The 13,906-nt window shown below is 51.6% G+C and carries 18 protein-coding genes and 1 pseudogene; 1 reads left to right on the top strand and 18 read right to left on the bottom strand.

Translation table 11 applies throughout. From position 1 onward, the window contains the following. Positions 1-83 precede the first annotated feature (83 nt). Positions 84-1,664 carry a YifB family Mg chelatase-like AAA ATPase gene (locus JOE45_RS02425; protein WP_210021703.1) on the top strand — a complete coding sequence of 527 codons (1,581 nt, stop codon included), beginning with the start codon at positions 84-86 and terminating at the stop codon, positions 1,662-1,664. On the opposite strand, the gene JOE45_RS02420 is transcribed toward JOE45_RS02425, so the two are convergent. The 18 genes and pseudogenes from JOE45_RS02420 to ftsY all read right to left on the bottom strand — a co-directional run bounded on the left by JOE45_RS02420 (position 1,661) and on the right by ftsY (position 13,902). Beyond that, positions 1,661-2,035 carry a YraN family protein gene (locus tag JOE45_RS02420; protein WP_348632463.1) on the bottom strand — a complete coding sequence of 125 codons (375 nt, stop codon included), beginning with the start codon at positions 2,033-2,035 and terminating at the stop codon, positions 1,661-1,663. The two genes, JOE45_RS02425 and JOE45_RS02420, sit on opposite strands and share 4 nt — an antisense overlap. Further along, entirely contained in the window at positions 2,032-2,328 is a 297-nt protein-coding gene (locus JOE45_RS02415; protein ID WP_210021705.1) for an EscU/YscU/HrcU family type III secretion system export apparatus switch protein, read from the bottom strand. Before JOE45_RS02415 ends, JOE45_RS02420 begins: the two co-directional genes overlap by 4 nt. Further along, positions 2,325-4,406: a hypothetical protein gene (locus JOE45_RS02410; protein ID WP_210021706.1), complete on the bottom strand. Its 2,082-nt coding sequence runs from the start codon at positions 4,404-4,406 to the stop codon at positions 2,325-2,327. Before JOE45_RS02410 ends, JOE45_RS02415 begins: the two co-directional genes overlap by 4 nt. Before the next feature lie 139 nt (positions 4,407-4,545). Then, positions 4,546-5,220, bottom strand: a complete 675-nt coding sequence (locus JOE45_RS02405) for a ribonuclease HII (protein ID WP_210023456.1) — start codon at positions 5,218-5,220, stop codon at positions 4,546-4,548. An 88-nt stretch (positions 5,221-5,308) separates the two neighbouring features. Beyond that, a pseudogene (locus JOE45_RS23320) lies at positions 5,309-5,581 on the bottom strand (hypothetical protein); the annotation flags it as partial. A 115-nt stretch (positions 5,582-5,696) separates the two neighbouring features. Then, entirely contained in the window at positions 5,697-6,578 is an 882-nt protein-coding gene (gene ylqF / locus JOE45_RS02400) for a ribosome biogenesis GTPase YlqF (RefSeq protein ID WP_210021707.1), read from the bottom strand. 45 nt (positions 6,579-6,623) lie between these two features. Further along, positions 6,624-7,202: a signal peptidase I gene (gene lepB / locus JOE45_RS02395; RefSeq protein WP_210021708.1), complete on the bottom strand. Its 579-nt coding sequence runs from the start codon at positions 7,200-7,202 to the stop codon at positions 6,624-6,626. A 71-nt stretch (positions 7,203-7,273) separates the two neighbouring features. Beyond that, on the bottom strand, positions 7,274-7,615 hold the full coding sequence (gene rplS / locus JOE45_RS02390) for a 50S ribosomal protein L19 (RefSeq protein WP_210021709.1): 342 nt from the start codon (positions 7,613-7,615) through the stop codon (positions 7,274-7,276). Between the two features lie 188 nt (positions 7,616-7,803). Beyond that, positions 7,804-8,229, bottom strand: a complete 426-nt coding sequence (locus tag JOE45_RS02385) for a hypothetical protein (protein WP_245246546.1) — start codon at positions 8,227-8,229, stop codon at positions 7,804-7,806. A gap of 216 nt (positions 8,230-8,445) precedes the next feature. Further along, positions 8,446-8,619: a hypothetical protein gene (locus tag JOE45_RS02380; protein WP_210021710.1), complete on the bottom strand. Its 174-nt coding sequence runs from the start codon at positions 8,617-8,619 to the stop codon at positions 8,446-8,448. Positions 8,620-8,642: 23 nt separating this feature from the next. Further along, complete coding sequence (locus JOE45_RS02375) at positions 8,643-8,783, bottom strand: hypothetical protein (RefSeq protein ID WP_210021711.1); 141 nt, start codon at positions 8,781-8,783, stop codon at positions 8,643-8,645. Positions 8,784-9,074: 291 nt separating this feature from the next. After that, entirely contained in the window at positions 9,075-9,833 is a 759-nt protein-coding gene (gene trmD, locus JOE45_RS02370; RefSeq protein WP_210021712.1) for a tRNA (guanosine(37)-N1)-methyltransferase TrmD, read from the bottom strand. Continuing rightward, the gene (gene rimM / locus JOE45_RS02365; RefSeq protein ID WP_210021713.1) at positions 9,830-10,354 is read right to left on the bottom strand and encodes a ribosome maturation factor RimM; all 525 of its coding nucleotides are present in this window, start codon (positions 10,352-10,354) and stop codon (positions 9,830-9,832) included. The genes trmD and rimM overlap by 4 nt, the downstream gene beginning before the upstream one ends. 74 nt (positions 10,355-10,428) lie before the next feature. Next, positions 10,429-10,659, bottom strand: a complete 231-nt coding sequence (locus JOE45_RS02360) for a KH domain-containing protein (protein ID WP_210021714.1) — start codon at positions 10,657-10,659, stop codon at positions 10,429-10,431. A 22-nt stretch (positions 10,660-10,681) separates the two neighbouring features. After that, the gene (gene rpsP / locus JOE45_RS02355) at positions 10,682-10,954 is read right to left on the bottom strand and encodes a 30S ribosomal protein S16 (protein WP_159886997.1); all 273 of its coding nucleotides are present in this window, start codon (positions 10,952-10,954) and stop codon (positions 10,682-10,684) included. 37 nt (positions 10,955-10,991) lie between these two features. After that, a complete protein-coding gene (gene ffh / locus JOE45_RS02350) occupies positions 10,992-12,359 on the bottom strand; it encodes a signal recognition particle protein (RefSeq protein WP_210021715.1) in 1,368 nt (455 codons plus the stop codon). A 28-nt stretch (positions 12,360-12,387) separates the two neighbouring features. Beyond that, entirely contained in the window at positions 12,388-12,738 is a 351-nt protein-coding gene (locus tag JOE45_RS02345) for a putative DNA-binding protein (protein WP_210021716.1), read from the bottom strand. Positions 12,739-12,897: 159 nt separating this feature from the next. Beyond that, positions 12,898-13,902 carry a signal recognition particle-docking protein FtsY gene (ftsY, locus tag JOE45_RS02340; RefSeq protein WP_210021717.1) on the bottom strand — a complete coding sequence of 335 codons (1,005 nt, stop codon included), beginning with the start codon at positions 13,900-13,902 and terminating at the stop codon, positions 12,898-12,900. Positions 13,903-13,906: the final 4 nt, after the last annotated feature.

The following is a 13,906-nucleotide window of genomic DNA, read 5'->3' as shown; positions in this document are numbered from 1 at the left end:
TGTAAATGAACTACAATAGAATTAAATACATGTGCGGATAAGGAAGCACCTTTGGCCATGAAACTCATGGGGAAGGTGTTTTTATGTATGGAAAAGTAGTCAGCGCGTGCTTGCACGGCATAGACGGTAAATTGGTGGAAGTCGAAGTCGATTTAAGCAATGGATTGCCTCAAATGAATATTGTCGGCTTGCCCGACAGCGCGATTAAAGAATCCATGGAACGGGTACGCGCCGCCATTAAAAACTGCGGTTTTACCTTTCCACTTCAGCGCATCACCGTTAATTTGGCGCCAGCGGATGTACGTAAAGAAGGGTCTGCCTTTGATTTGGCGATTGCCGCCGGAATTCTCGCAACAAGCGGACAGATTCGACAGGATCGAATTATAAACACGCTGCTGATTGGCGAACTTGCCTTAGACGGTTCGGTCAGGGCGATCCCCGGGGTTTTATCTATGATAGCCACTGCTAAAGAACATGGGATCACTCGAGTTGTTTTGCCCGCAGTCAACTCGGAAGAGGCCCATTGGTTTCAAGGCTGTGAGGTTGTCGGCATCAGGCATTTGGGTGAGCTGGTCTTCGATTCAAAAAGAGGGGGGGACATGGAGTCCTCGTATCCGGAACCTCCAGCAAATCACATAAATCATTCCGTCCATTTATTACATCCAAAATCCGCTTCCACCCAAGAGGACTACGCCGATGTATTCGGGCAGCAGCATGTCAAACGTGCGGTGATGATCTGTGCCGCAGGGATGCACAATATCATGCTCATTGGACCTCCTGGAACAGGCAAAACGATGTTAGCCAAGCGTCTTCCAACCATCATGCCAGCCATGAACGAGCAGGAATCACTAGATGTGACCAGAATCTACAGCGCATCCGGAAAATTTGCGGATCGGAGGCAATTAGTCCGCGATCGCCCGTTTCGTATGCCGCACCATACCATTTCTGCGGCCGGATTAATAGGAGGAGGGGGAATTCCCAAGCCGGGGGAAGTAAGTCTGGCTCATCGAGGCGTCCTTTTTCTAGACGAGCTGCCCGAGTTCTCAAGAGTGGCTCTGGAAGTGCTTCGTCAGCCAATGGAAGACCGTGAGGTCACGATTGGCCGGGCACGGGCCGTGTACAAGTTCCCTGCACATTTTTTGCTGGCATGCTCCATGAATCCTTGTCCATGTGGTTATTGGGGGGCCGAAACCGAGCATCAAGGCTGCATATGCACTCCTGTGAAGGTGACTCATTATCGTTCTAAAATATCTGGTCCGCTGCTCGACCGTATAGACCTTCATATAGAGGTTCCCCGTATTGAGTATAAGCATATCGTCCCTGATCAAAAGCAAATGACTTCAGCCGAGATGCGCACCATAGTAGAGAACGCGCATCAAATGCAGCTACAAAGGTACACTGATTCCGGTTTTCTGTTTAATAGTGAGCTAAGCGGTAGAATGCTCCGGGAACACGTTCGTATCGACAATCCGACGGCTAAGCTGCTGGAGCGTTCCTTCGAGGTATTGGGCTTAAGCGTACGAGCTCATGACCGCATTTTAAAAATCGCCCGCACCATCGCTGATTTGGAAGGGCAACATGAGGTCCAGTTCGAGCATGTCGCAGAGGCACTGCAATACCGTGCTTTGGACAAAAAAATAAATCCGCTCACGCTCTTTGGTTAAAAAGCGTTGCGGATCTCTTCAATATGCAATACAGCTCCTGTCGGGTCCGTTTGCACGGCAATAACATCATAACGGATCTGACGGTCGTACTGCCGCTCCTGATGTAAGTATACCTGCGACGTCTCAACAATTTGCCGCTGCTTTCGGACATTCACCGATTCTTGAGGCGTCCCAAATACTCCTCTTCCGCTGCGGGTACGCACTTCAACAAATACCAATATTTCACCGTCCATCGCTATAATATCGATCTCTCCGGTCCTGCATCGCCAATTTCGTGCAAGCAGCCGAAATCCCTGCTGGTTCAGCCGCTGTTCAGCCGCTGCTTCGCCAAGGGCACCTAGCTCTTTACGTTTTAGCCGGGAATCAGTCAATTGCCTTCCCTCCTCCATTGTTTGGCCTTCTGGTCGGAACGGTAGATGAAGCTCAAAACCTCCGCAACGAGTTTGTAAAGCTCCGGTGGTATTTCTTGATCCAAATCCAGCTTCGACAGCACCTCCACGAGAGAAGGGTCCTCTTGAATCGGCACATCGTTTTCCTTGGCTTTCGCCATGATGGACTCGGCAATTTTCCCCTTCCCCTTGGCAATCAGCTTAGGTGCCGCCGAGGTTTCAGGAGCATATTTTAAAGCAACCGCCTTCTTGATTCCTTGTGGCTTCTGGGTCATACGCGAATATCCACACCCTTATAACGTTGCTGCGTGTAAACGGATTGAAGATTGCCTTCCCTTGTTGGCGAACCCGGCGCTTCGGAGGATTCCAAAGCTTCCGTTGTCTTAGAAGGATAGGGGCTGCATTTCATTGAAATAAATTGGTAACCGATGGAATTCAGTCCTTGGGTTATATCGTCTTTGTTCGCCTCCAATAGCTCCCGAGTGAAAGTCAGATCATTGTGAACATGTAAGCTGACGATGCGGTTAACGACTTGAACATCCACCATGGTATCTCCCAGTGCCTTCATCCGCAAATCAAAAACAAGCCGACAGTTACTCTCGTCCAAGCTGCCATTCTTCCCCCTGCGGGACTGAATGTGAATGGCCGCGGTCTGCTCTCCGTTCGCATGGATCAAAGGCACAAACAAAGTCACATGTGAGAACATGGCGCTTCGATCTTGACTAAGCAGCAGCTGCTGACCAGTAATTTGTTGAACCGCCTGCTGTGCTACGTCCTTCAAGCTTTGAGGCGCATCATTCGCTTGGGAAAGCTGCATCAGCACGCTTTTCAGCGAATCAGCCGCCTTTGCCGCCTCCCCTTGCGAACCCGTGGATAATGAACCGACATTCAGCTGCTGCTCCTGCACAGTCCGTTCAAGCTGCTTAATAGCTTGATGTTCATGATCCATCCCCAACGCCTTCATCAACCGCCCCAGCAGCTGGCCTCCTTCTTGCTGATCCGACGAAGACTGTACCGGCACCGAATCGGCAGGGGGCTGCGCTCCTGCTAACGCACCGCTGCTGCCCGCGCCCTGCGCCGACGACGCCTGCTGCGTTCCTGCGCCTGCACCGTTGCCGCCCGCGCCCTGCGTCACCGACGCCTGCTGCGCTACTGCGCCGGCACCGCTGCCGCCCGCGCCCTGCGTCACCGACGCCTGCTGCGCTACTGCGCCTGCACCGCTGCCGCCCGCGCCCTGCGTCACCGACGCCTGCTGCGCTACTGCGCCGGCACCGCCGCTGCCCGCGCCCTGCGCCGACGACGCCTGCTGCGCTACTGCGCCTGCACCGCCGCTGTCCGCGCCCTGCGCCGACGACGCCTGCTGCGCTACTGCGCCTGCACCGCCGCTGCCCGCGCCCTGCGCCGACGACGCCTGCTGCGCTACTGCGCCTGCACCGCCGCTGCCCGCGCCCTGCGCCGACGACGCCTGCTGCGCTACTGCGCCTGCACCGCCGCTGCCCGCGCCCTGCGCCGACGACGCCTGCTGCGCTACTGCTCCCGCTCCGCTGCTGCTTGCGCCCTGCGTCACCGACGCCTGCTGCGCTCCTGCTACCGCACCGCTGCCGCCCGCGCCCTGCGCCGACGACGCCTGCTGCGCAACTGGGCCTGCTGTGCTGCCGTCAGCCGCCTTGCCGAGCAGCTGTCCGGCCGTATCACGCACTTGCTGCACCAGCTGACGCACGCCTTCCAGCAGCGCACGGGTTTGCGGAGAATACTCCGTCTCACCATCCAGTTCCTGCCGTACCAACAAGCTTATATTTTCCAATGCTTTATGGAAAGGGGGACCCTGCATAGCCTGCCGTAAGGAAGCAACCGACTCCGGCGTTAACGGAAGACCTTTTTGAAAAGCAATGACGGCCGTTGGTACCCAGTCTTCCGGCGGCATCTGCGACGGCATGCCCGATTGCAGCTGCACGAACGAACTTACATTTTCCTTGGTTAGTGCTACACCCGCTTGATGCAGCAGTTGAACCAACTGCCGATTCGCCGGTGTATCTTGGAGCCCTACCCCTTTCAACACATCTCCGAGCGACACGTCTGCAATCTGCACCGATGACGACTGCATCGGCTTCAGTGTCACTTGACCTCCAGAGGATTCGGGCTGAACTTGAAGCATGGTCACTTCCCCTTGCCTTAGAGGAGTTTCCAACTGCGCCCGTACCTTCACGCCGTTGATTTGAACCATCGCCTCCTGATCGGACAGGAGCTGCACTACCTTTCCTTTAACAACCTGTCCTGGTTTTAGCTCAAGCGCCCTCGGCTCCGACATCTGCGTCTCTCCGATCAGGCCTCGGATCATCCCGCTGATATTCATGGCTGCCGCCCTCCTTTCGTACATACATATAATGAACGCATTACGAAAACAAAGCCGGCTCGGGCACGTATCTCACGTTCCCTGCCGGCTTCATCTTTCCGGTTACTCTTTATATCGGCAACATGCAACCGTCATTTCACTAAAACAACAGCTGCTGCTGCTCATGCACGATCTTTTTAAGGAATGTTTTTCGGTGCAGCGGCGAAGGTCCATACTCCAGAATGGCCTCACGATGCTTTTTCGTTGCATATCCTTTATGTATAGCGATCCCGTATTCCGGATACTCCACATCCCACTGGAAGCACATCCGGTCTCGTGTCACTTTCGCAATAATCGAGGCCGCTGCGATCGATTGACTCAGCGCGTCCCCATGGATAATCGCAAGCTGCTCTATGGATACATCGACTTTTTCCGCATCCACCAACAGCACATCAGGAGCCAAAGCAAGTTTTTCCACAGCTACTTTCATCGCTAGCCGGGCTGCCTGCTTAATATTTATCCGTTCGATCGTAGCTACATCGACAATACCGACTCCAATGGCGAGAGCCTCCTCCACGATGATCTCATACAGAGTCTCCCGTTTTTTTTCGCTTAGTTTCTTGGAATCGTTCACTTCCTCAAGCACAAGCCCTTGAGGTAGAATGACCGCTGCAGCAACCACATCCCCGAACAAGCACCCGCGCCCGACCTCATCCACCCCGGCGATACAAAGTTTCCCCTGCTGCCATAATTCACGTTCGTATTCCAGCATACATTTCACCTGCAATTGTTGTACATTCTGCCATGATGTAACATTATACCTTACCCGGCACAGGTTGCCTATCCCCTAAGGTGAGTTACCAAACTCATCCAGTCATTTTACGCAAATACTCCCCTGACAAAAAAATCTGCATGGGGGACGCCTAATCTAACTCTCTTATCCGTTTGCGCAATGCCGAGGCAACCTCTGTGGGGTGATCAATTTGAAAGATAACATATGTATATTTTTCGTGTCCCTCCAATTCGAGTATGACAAGAGGTTCCCTTTTTTTATAAGAAAGAAAGTACCATTTGTTTGCGTATTTAAAGCTCCCCTCGTAAATATGAAGCGGTGCGATCGAAGTTCCAGGCATTCGGAGCATCCACATAGGGGCATCAAAATAATCTACTTGAACGCTTTTTATCGTTGGATAGGGATGATCAATTATCATAAGAATCGTCCGCCCGTGAAAGACCGACCATTTTGCATTAGGAGTCAATGGATGAAAAAAAGAAGCGGCTACTGCACACGGCAGTCCCACTTCATGCTTATTACGTACTCACAGTGATTTCATCCGGAGTTTCCATGCTAATCCTTCCAAGCTTCCCTGCTCGGAGCTCACGTAAAATGGTGAGAGACGCTTTCTCCAAGTCTACTCTTCCGCCGCTCATTAATGCGCCGCGCTTTCGGCCAATCGCCTCCATAAGCTTAACGATCGTATCCGTGTCATCGACGTCTTCCGGCAGTTCATCTACGCCAAACCGTTCCTTTACGGCTTCCCCGTAATGCCCGGCCAAATAACGTACGGCAAAAAACGCAATCTCTTCCGGATGCAAAATTTCCTCTTTGATCGCTCCCGTGGCTGCTAACCGTAAACCGACCGTTTGGTCTTCAAACTTGGGCCACAAAATGCCCGGCGTATCCAGCAGTTCCATCTCCGTTCCAACTTTGATCCACTGCTGGCCTTTCGTTACCCCCGGCTTATCTCCGGTGGCCGCTATTTTACGGCCCGCCATGCGATTGATCAATGTCGATTTACCGACGTTCGGAATGCCTACGATCAAAGCGCGAATCGCACGTGGGTTGATTCCCTTGCGCTGCTGCGCTTCGATTTTGTGTGCCATAAGCTCTTTGCTCCGCTGCATGATCTCTTTCACCGGGTTGCCCTGGACAGAATCGATCGGAAGCGCCCGAAGTCCCTGCCCCGCAAAATAATCGATCCACTGCTTCGTCACTGCCGGATCTGCCAGATCGCTTTTATTCAGCAGCACCAACCGGGGCTTATTTAGCAAAATCTCATCAATCATCGGGTTACGGCTGGACAAAGGAATACGCGCATCCAGCAGCTCGATTGCCAGATCGATCAGCTTCAGCTTATCCTGAATTTGCCGCCGCGCCCGTGTCATGTGACCCGGAAACCATTGGATTGTCATTGGTAGGTCACCTCAACTTTACATCTCTTTAATCTATCTTCCGGTCTAGAAATGGACCAGACTTATTTTATCAAACGGCCAGAAAATCAAATCGGCGCGTCCGACGATTTGTTCGTATTTAACAAAGCCTACAGTACTGTCCCGGCTATCCGAGCTATTGGACCGATTGTCCCCCATCACGAATACACTGCCTTCCGCTACTGTATGCTCCGGATAATTTCTTGTGTTATAGGGTTTCCCCTCTTCGGCCGCTTCATCCAAAGCCTGCTTCAGGTACGGCTCGTCTAGCGGTTCTCCGTTAACAAATACCTGATCGCCTTCTACCCGCACTTTCTCACCCGGCAGAGCAACCACTCGCTTTATGTAATCCTTGTCTTCAGTAGCATGGAACACAAGAACTTCCCCGCGTTCCGGCTTATCGAATTTGTAAATGAACTTGTTGACGATGAGCCTCTCCCCGGTGTGAAAATTCGGCTCCATCGAAGGTCCTTCCACAATGAACGGGGCGAAAACGAGCCAGCGTATAAAAAACACGAGAGCGGCTGCAATCAGCAGCGCTTTGATCCATTCCCAAGCTTCGTTTTTGATCGGATTCGCTTTTTCAACTGTCTGATCCTGCTCCATATGCTTTCCTGCCCTTTCGCCAATTAAGTGAAAAAACGAAAAGGAGCTTGGTTCGCAAGCCCCTCTTGTTCTTATCGGATTTCTTGAATTCTAGCTGCTTTACCGCGCAGACCGCGAAGATAGTAGAGCTTCGCGCGACGGACTTTACCACGGCGAGCCACTTCAATCTTGTCGATCTTTGGAGTGTTAATCGGGAACGTTCTTTCAACGCCGACACCGTAAGAAATTTTTCTTACTGTGAACGTTTCGCTGATTCCGCCGCCGCGGCGCTTAATTACAACACCTTCGAACAACTGAATCCGCTCACGCGTACCCTCGATAACCTTAACGTGCACTTTTAACGTGTCGCCTGGACGAAAGCTCGGAATGTCGCTGCGAAGCTGTTCCTTCGTAATCTCTTGGATCAAATTCATGGATGACTCCCTCCTTCCACACAGGTGTTCTTGCCGCCTCATCAGATGTAGGAATTCTTCATTGTCACGAGCAGAGGACCACCGTATTCAAGCAAAATGCCACAACGTTATGTATCATAACATAAATAAAAGAGAAACTCAACAAAAGGATCTGCAAAAATAAGCTTTTCTAATCATTTTATAATGAATTATTCATAAGCTTCGCTCTTACCGTACAGCACCAAATAGTAAAAGCCATCGTGTTCTGCCCTATCGCCTTCGCCTCCCACGGCATTCAGCATCCTGGATAAGCCGGGAGCGGGATATTTCAGAACCAATGTAACCGTTGGGTCAGACATATCCCGAAAGACCTTCGAACTGCTGCTACCTGCGTAAGAGGGGTATAAGGTGCCATCCACTTTAACCGGCCCCATTCCCAATGCGGCTAATCTGGTATTCATATTCTCCTCAATAAGAGGGCTCAGATACCCTATGGCTTCCGCTTCCTTCAAGCCGTGATTGGCGATCGTATTCAAATGATTTCCTTTCATGACATAAACGAAAATAGGGACGATGGCAAAGGATAAGAACAAAATAATCGGTATAATGAATAAAGTCACAAGAACATTAGCCATTCCCTCCTCGTCCCGTATGATCGAAGCCCCTCTTGTCATCATTCATTCACCATCAATTCGTTACATAATCAAAGCTGCGGATATTCTCCGAAATCCTCACATGGCCGTCTCTGATTTGCTCTCTAATGCCTTGACCTCCTGGCGGTCGAAAAATAGTGATACATATGCCGAGGATTAAAACAACGCTCAAACACGTAATAATCAGCTTACTCATACTTACAGAGCCTCAGCCGTTACACTGCCATTCGTCAGCTTGACATCAGCTACTGTGGTGCCGGTCAAGCTCGCCGCCCTCGCTCTTACCACCGGCCCAACCCTGATTCCTGCTGCAAATATTTCAGTCTCCCCCGACCATACGTTGACGGGGCTGACTTCCACTAATCTCCCCATTCTATTTCCAACCCCCTTCTTATTCATTGAAAAGCGTTATTGATTTGCACTCTTGTCTGGTTTCCCGCCGAGCCCGTAGCTGGTACGATCTGTGCTCCAATGACATAAAGTGTCGCTCCTGTGAGTAATACCGCCATAAGCACCGCTACCACAAGCTTGGACATATGTGCCTCCTCATCGGAATTTTCAATTCCTTCAACCAGTACTGCATTTTCTTTCTCCATTTTTTCCGAAACATGATTCTTCCCCTTATCTGTATCATGTTAACGTGCGATTGCTGTTGCTCGGAGCTGCCTAACAAACACAAAAAACCGCCTTACGCATGCAAACCAAGCATGACATAAGGCGGTTCTTCCGCACGTTTCTTTAGATATATGTAGTATAACATATTTTTATCAAAAATACAAATAATAGGATATTTGTGTTTTGATATAAACATCTTCTGACCAAACCCGTCACTCCATGCCTTCAGGGCGCTTCCCGGCTTCCGACTTCTTGTCCTGCAGCCAACGGCGCTCTTTCTCGGTCAGCGTAACTTGCCCCAACAAGTCGGGACGCTTCCCCAACGTACGCAGCAGGGACTGCTTCCGGCGCCAATCCTCAATGTTGCGGTGATGTCCGGAGATCAGAACGTCCGGCACCTCCCACTCACGAAATTTGGCCGGTCGGGTATAATGGGGATATTCCAGCAGTCCAGTGCTGAACGAGTCAGTGACAGCCGACGTCTCGTTGCCCAGAACACCCGGAAGAAGGCGCGCCACGCTGTCAATGACCACCATGGCCGGCAGCTCGCCTCCCGTCAGCACATAATCGCCTATCGAGAGCTCGTCGGTCACCAGGTGCTCCCGAATCCGTTCGTCATAGCCTTCATAATGGCCGCAAATAAAAATGAGATGCTTTTCGCCCGAAAGCTCCTCCGCTTTCTTCTGCGTGAAGGGCTCGCCTTGGGGACACATTAGAATCACGCGGGGACGCTTCACAAGGCCTGCAGTAAGCTCCTCCACCGCAGCAAAGATCGGCTCCGGCTTCAGCACCATACCACCACCCCCGCCATACGGGTAATCGTCCACGGTATTATGCTTGTTGTTCGCATAATCCCGGAAATTGACCGTACCGAGCTCAACCAGGCCTTTTTCCCGAGCCTTGCCTAAAATACTGGAGGAAAATACCCCCTCAAACATTTCCGGAAACAGTGTCAGCACGTCGATTTTCATAGATCCAGCAGACCTTCCATCAGACGTACCATCACTCGTTTTTGCTCCACGTCTACGCTCAAGACTACATCATCTATGTAAGGAAGCAGCAGCGGTTTGCCTTTAGAACGCTCAACCACCCATACATCGTTAGCGCCGGGAGATAAAATATCACTGATGGTTCCCAGCTCCTCCCCTTCCTCCGTATAGACGCGGCATCCGATGATCTCATGGTAGTAAAACTCCTCGTCCTCCAGCTCGGATAAATACTGCTCCTCGACCTTCAACAGCCAGCCTTTATACTTCTCGACTTCATTGATGTCGTTGAAGCCTTGGAATCGGGCGACGATCATATTTTTATGAAACCGCGACGATTCTACGGTCACCGGAAAGGTGCTGCCTTGCTCAGGGTTAAAAAACACGAGTTTGCCGCCTTTGGTAAACCGTTCTTCCGGAAAATCGGTTTGCAGCACAATCTTGAGCTCACCGCGAATACCGTGTGTATTTACAATTTTGCCAACCGTATATAACTTTTCGCTCATCGTTACCTCCAGAGCTTTACTTTATAAATAGAAGAAAAGAGTTAGGAGCCAGCTCCTAACTCTCATCATTCCCATTACGACACAATTTCAACCGAAACCCGTTTGGGTTCCTTCACTGCAGCGGATGTGACCACGGTGCGAAGCGCTTTGGCAATACGTCCCTGCTTGCCGATCACTTTCCCGACATCGTCCGGGTGAACGGACAGCTCGAACGTAATAGCCCGTTCATCTTCCACCGTATTCACGCGTACTTCTTCGGGATGATCCACCAACGCCTTAGCGATAACGGTAATAAGACCCTTCATCGTACCCTCCGAATCTTACAGATTACTTCTGCAGTTTGGATTCGTGAAACTTAGTCATAATTCCAGCTTTGCTGAACAAGCTGCGAACAGTATCGGAAGCTTGAGCACCAGTTTGAAGCCATTTTAGTGCTTTTTCCTCGTCAATATTCACGATAGCTGGTTGAGCCACCGGATTGTATGTGCCAATTTCTTCGATAAAGCGACCGTCACGTGGAGAACGGGAATCCGAAACCACTACGCGGTAAAAAGGAGCTTTGTGAGCGCCCATACGCTTCAGACGAATACGAGTTGCCATGCATATCACCTCCCCAATAGAGTAAAAGCTATTCATTCTAGAACGGGAATTTCATCCCGCGACCAAGCTTTTTGAGCTGTTTCATCTGCTTGGACCCTTTGGGTCCCATCATACCGGAGAACTGCTTCATCATCTTGCGCATGTCGTCAAACTGCTTGATGAACCGGTTGACGTCTTGAATCGAGTTACCGCTGCCCGCAGCCAAACGCTTACGTCGGCTCGGGTTCAGCAGATCCGGGTTTTGCCGTTCTTCCTTCGTCATCGATTTGACGATGGCTGCAACGCGGGACATTTGGCGGTCGTCCACCTTAATGTCCTTCATACCCTTCATCTTGCCTGCGCCAGGCAGCATGTCGAGAAGCTGATCGAGTGGACCCAGCTTTTTCACTTGCTCCATTTGATCAAGGAAATCGTCGAACGTAAACTCCGCTGTACGAAGCTTGCGTTCCATCTCCTTGGCTTTGTCGGCATCAATGCTCGCTTGCGCCTTCTCAATCAGCGTAAGCATATCGCCCATGCCGAGAATCCGGGAAGCCATCCGTTCCGGATGGAACGGCTCGAGCGCATCCATCTTCTCGCCCATCGCGGCGAACTTGATCGGGCAACCCGTGACCGCTTTGACGGACAGCGCGGCACCGCCTCGCGTGTCGCCGTCAAGCTTTGTCAGTACGACACCGGTAAGCTCCAACTGCTTGTGGAAACTTTCCGCCACATTGACGGCATCTTGTCCAGTCATTGCATCGACGACCAGCAAAATTTCGTTCGGGCTCACGGCTTCGATAATTTGCTTCAACTCGTCCATCAAGTTTTCGTCAATATGCAGTCGGCCGGCGGTATCGATGATCAAATAATCGTTATTGTGGTCTTTCGCATGCTGCAACGCCTGCTTGGCGATATCCACCGGACTTACTTTGTCCCCGAGGGCGAATACCGGGATTTTGAGCTGTTCCCCAAGCACCTGCAGCTGCTTAATGGCTGCGGGACGATAAATGTCCGCCGCCGCGAGCAGCGGCCTATGATTTTGCTGAAGCAGCATCTTGGCGAGCTTACCGGATGTCGTCGTTTTCCCGGCGCCCTGCAGACCCGCCATCATGATAACGGTCGGCGGCTTGGTTGCGCGCGCAAGCTTGCTCTGCGTTCCGCCCATTAAGGCGGCAAGTTCCTTGTTTACGATGTCTACAACGACCATCCCTGGTGTGAAGCTCTGAAGAACTTCTTGTCCGATCGCCCGTTCCTTCACCTTCGCGACGAAATCTTTGACGACCTTGAAGTTCACATCCGCTTCCAAAAGCGCAAGGCGTACTTCGCGCAGCGCTTCGTTAACATCGTCCTCCGTAAGCTTGCCCTTTCCTTTAAGCTTACTGAACACGCTTTGCAGACGGCTGGATAATCCTTCGAATGCCATAGGGCGTTACCACCTTCCGAAGGGAATTTTAGTCTAGTTCATACAGGCGTTCCGTTATAGCCTTCGCTTCCGCTTGTTTCGGCGCGGACAACTCTTGGACTACAAGCTCAAGCTGCTGGAGAAGCTTCCGTCGCTCCTCGTGTTTGGCGAGCAACTGCAGCTTCGATTCACAATCCTCCAGCACGGATTCGGCCCGTTTAATATGTTCGTATACCGCTTGGCGGCTAATGCTGAATTCCGCCGCAATCTCCCCAAGCGAATAATCATCATGAAAGTAATGCTTCAAAAATATTTGCTGCTTTTCCGTCAGCAGCCGTTCGTAGAAATCGAACAGCAAATTGATCCGGGTCGTCTTCGAAAGGACGGTTTCCTCCGTCATTCGTGCCTCACCTCCGTTAAGGTAAAACACTTTACAGCAAAGCAACTTCACTTATCATACTGAATTCGCAGATCGTTGTCAAGCATTTGTCCTTGTCAGCACAAACGCCTTACAGGACGGGATATGGAGAGCCGCCTGCACTACCTGTAATGCAAAGACTCAACTCTCCGCCTGTTCCTGGTCCTTGTCCGATTCAGCGATCCATTTGCTGAACAAAGCATGTACGAATTGATCGGAATCGAACGGCTGCAGGTCGTCCATCTTCTCACCTAGACCGACGAATTTGACTGGCAGCTTCAGCTCTTGACGGATCGCCACGACGATCCCGCCTTTGGCCGTTCCGTCCAGCTTCGTGAGCACAAGACCGCTGAGCCCTGATTTCTCGTCGAATAACTTCGCCTGGGTCATGGCATTCTGGCCCGTCGTGGCATCCAACACCAGCAGCACTTCATGCGGCGCTTCCGGCACTTCGCGGCGAATAACGCGATAAATCTTGTTCAACTCCTCCATCAGGTTGACTTTGTTTTGAAGCCGTCCGGCCGTATCGCAAAGCAGCACGTCCACGCCACGTGATTTGGCGGCCTGCAGCGCATCGAACATGACTGCAGCCGGATCGGAGCCCGCCTGCTGTTTAATGACGTCCACGCCGACTCGGCGCCCCCATTCCTCCAGCTGCTCGATTGCGCCTGCCCGGAAGGTGTCGCCAGCCGCAAGAAGCACCTTTTTGCCTTGCAACTTCAGCATATGTGCCATTTTGCCGATCGTGGTCGTTTTACCCACGCCGTTCACGCCGACAAACAAGATGACCGTTAGCCCGCTGTCTGCCATCTTGAGCTCCGCCTGCTCGTTGCCCTTCAGGAGCGCAATGAGCATTTCAGACAGAATCGGCTGAAGCTCGCTGGGGCTCTCGATTTTACGTTTGCGAACCTCGCTGCGCAGATCATCGATCAGCTTCAGCACTGTGTTCACGCCCACATCGGCGCCGATCAAAATTTCCTCAAGCTCCTCATAGAAGTCCTCGTCGATTTTTTTGCGGCGCGAGAACAAATCCTCCACCCGCTCAACGAACACATCCCTCGTTTTCGCCAAACCTTCTTTAAATTTATTGGTTACTACTTCTGTTTTGGTCGAAATCGTTTCTTTTAACCGTTTGAAAAAGCTCACTTCT

Origin of the sequence: Paenibacillus sp. PvR098, from assembly GCF_017833255.1 — a bacterium.
Taxonomy (GTDB): Bacteria; Bacillota; Bacilli; order Paenibacillales; family NBRC-103111; genus Paenibacillus_G.
The sequence above is the reverse complement of the archived record's forward strand: the minus strand, read 5'-3'. Positions and strand labels throughout refer to the sequence as shown.

Bases quoted from the DNA above. Each gene is read 5' to 3' on its own strand.
- rimM (WP_210021713.1), bottom strand. From the start codon at position 10,354: ATGAGCGAAAAGTTATATACGGTTGGCAAAATTGTAAATACACACGGT.
- JOE45_RS02375 (WP_210021711.1), bottom strand. From the start codon at position 8,783: ATGTCCAAGCTTGTGGTAGCGGTGCTTATGGCGGTATTACTCACAGGA.
- JOE45_RS02425 (WP_210021703.1), top strand. From the start codon at position 84: ATGTATGGAAAAGTAGTCAGCGCGTGCTTGCACGGCATAGACGGTAAA.
- JOE45_RS02385 (WP_245246546.1), bottom strand. From the start codon at position 8,229: ATGGCTAATGTTCTTGTGACTTTATTCATTATACCGATTATTTTGTTC.
- rplS (WP_210021709.1), bottom strand. From the start codon at position 7,615: ATGAATTTGATCCAAGAGATTACGAAGGAACAGCTTCGCAGCGACATT.
- JOE45_RS02415 (WP_210021705.1), bottom strand. From the start codon at position 2,328: ATGACCCAGAAGCCACAAGGAATCAAGAAGGCGGTTGCTTTAAAATAT.
- JOE45_RS02410 (WP_210021706.1), bottom strand. From the start codon at position 4,406: ATGAATATCAGCGGGATGATCCGAGGCCTGATCGGAGAGACGCAGATG.
- JOE45_RS02345 (WP_210021716.1), bottom strand. From the start codon at position 12,738: ATGACGGAGGAAACCGTCCTTTCGAAGACGACCCGGATCAATTTGCTG.
- trmD (WP_210021712.1), bottom strand. From the start codon at position 9,833: ATGAAAATCGACGTGCTGACACTGTTTCCGGAAATGTTTGAGGGGGTA.
- ffh (WP_210021715.1), bottom strand. From the start codon at position 12,359: ATGGCATTCGAAGGATTATCCAGCCGTCTGCAAAGCGTGTTCAGTAAG.
- rpsP (WP_159886997.1), bottom strand. From the start codon at position 10,954: ATGGCAACTCGTATTCGTCTGAAGCGTATGGGCGCTCACAAAGCTCCT.
- JOE45_RS02360 (WP_210021714.1), bottom strand. From the start codon at position 10,659: ATGAAGGGTCTTATTACCGTTATCGCTAAGGCGTTGGTGGATCATCCC.
- JOE45_RS02380 (WP_210021710.1), bottom strand. From the start codon at position 8,619: ATGGGGAGATTAGTGGAAGTCAGCCCCGTCAACGTATGGTCGGGGGAG.
- lepB (WP_210021708.1), bottom strand. From the start codon at position 7,202: ATGGAGCAGGATCAGACAGTTGAAAAAGCGAATCCGATCAAAAACGAA.
- ylqF (WP_210021707.1), bottom strand. From the start codon at position 6,578: ATGACAATCCAATGGTTTCCGGGTCACATGACACGGGCGCGGCGGCAA.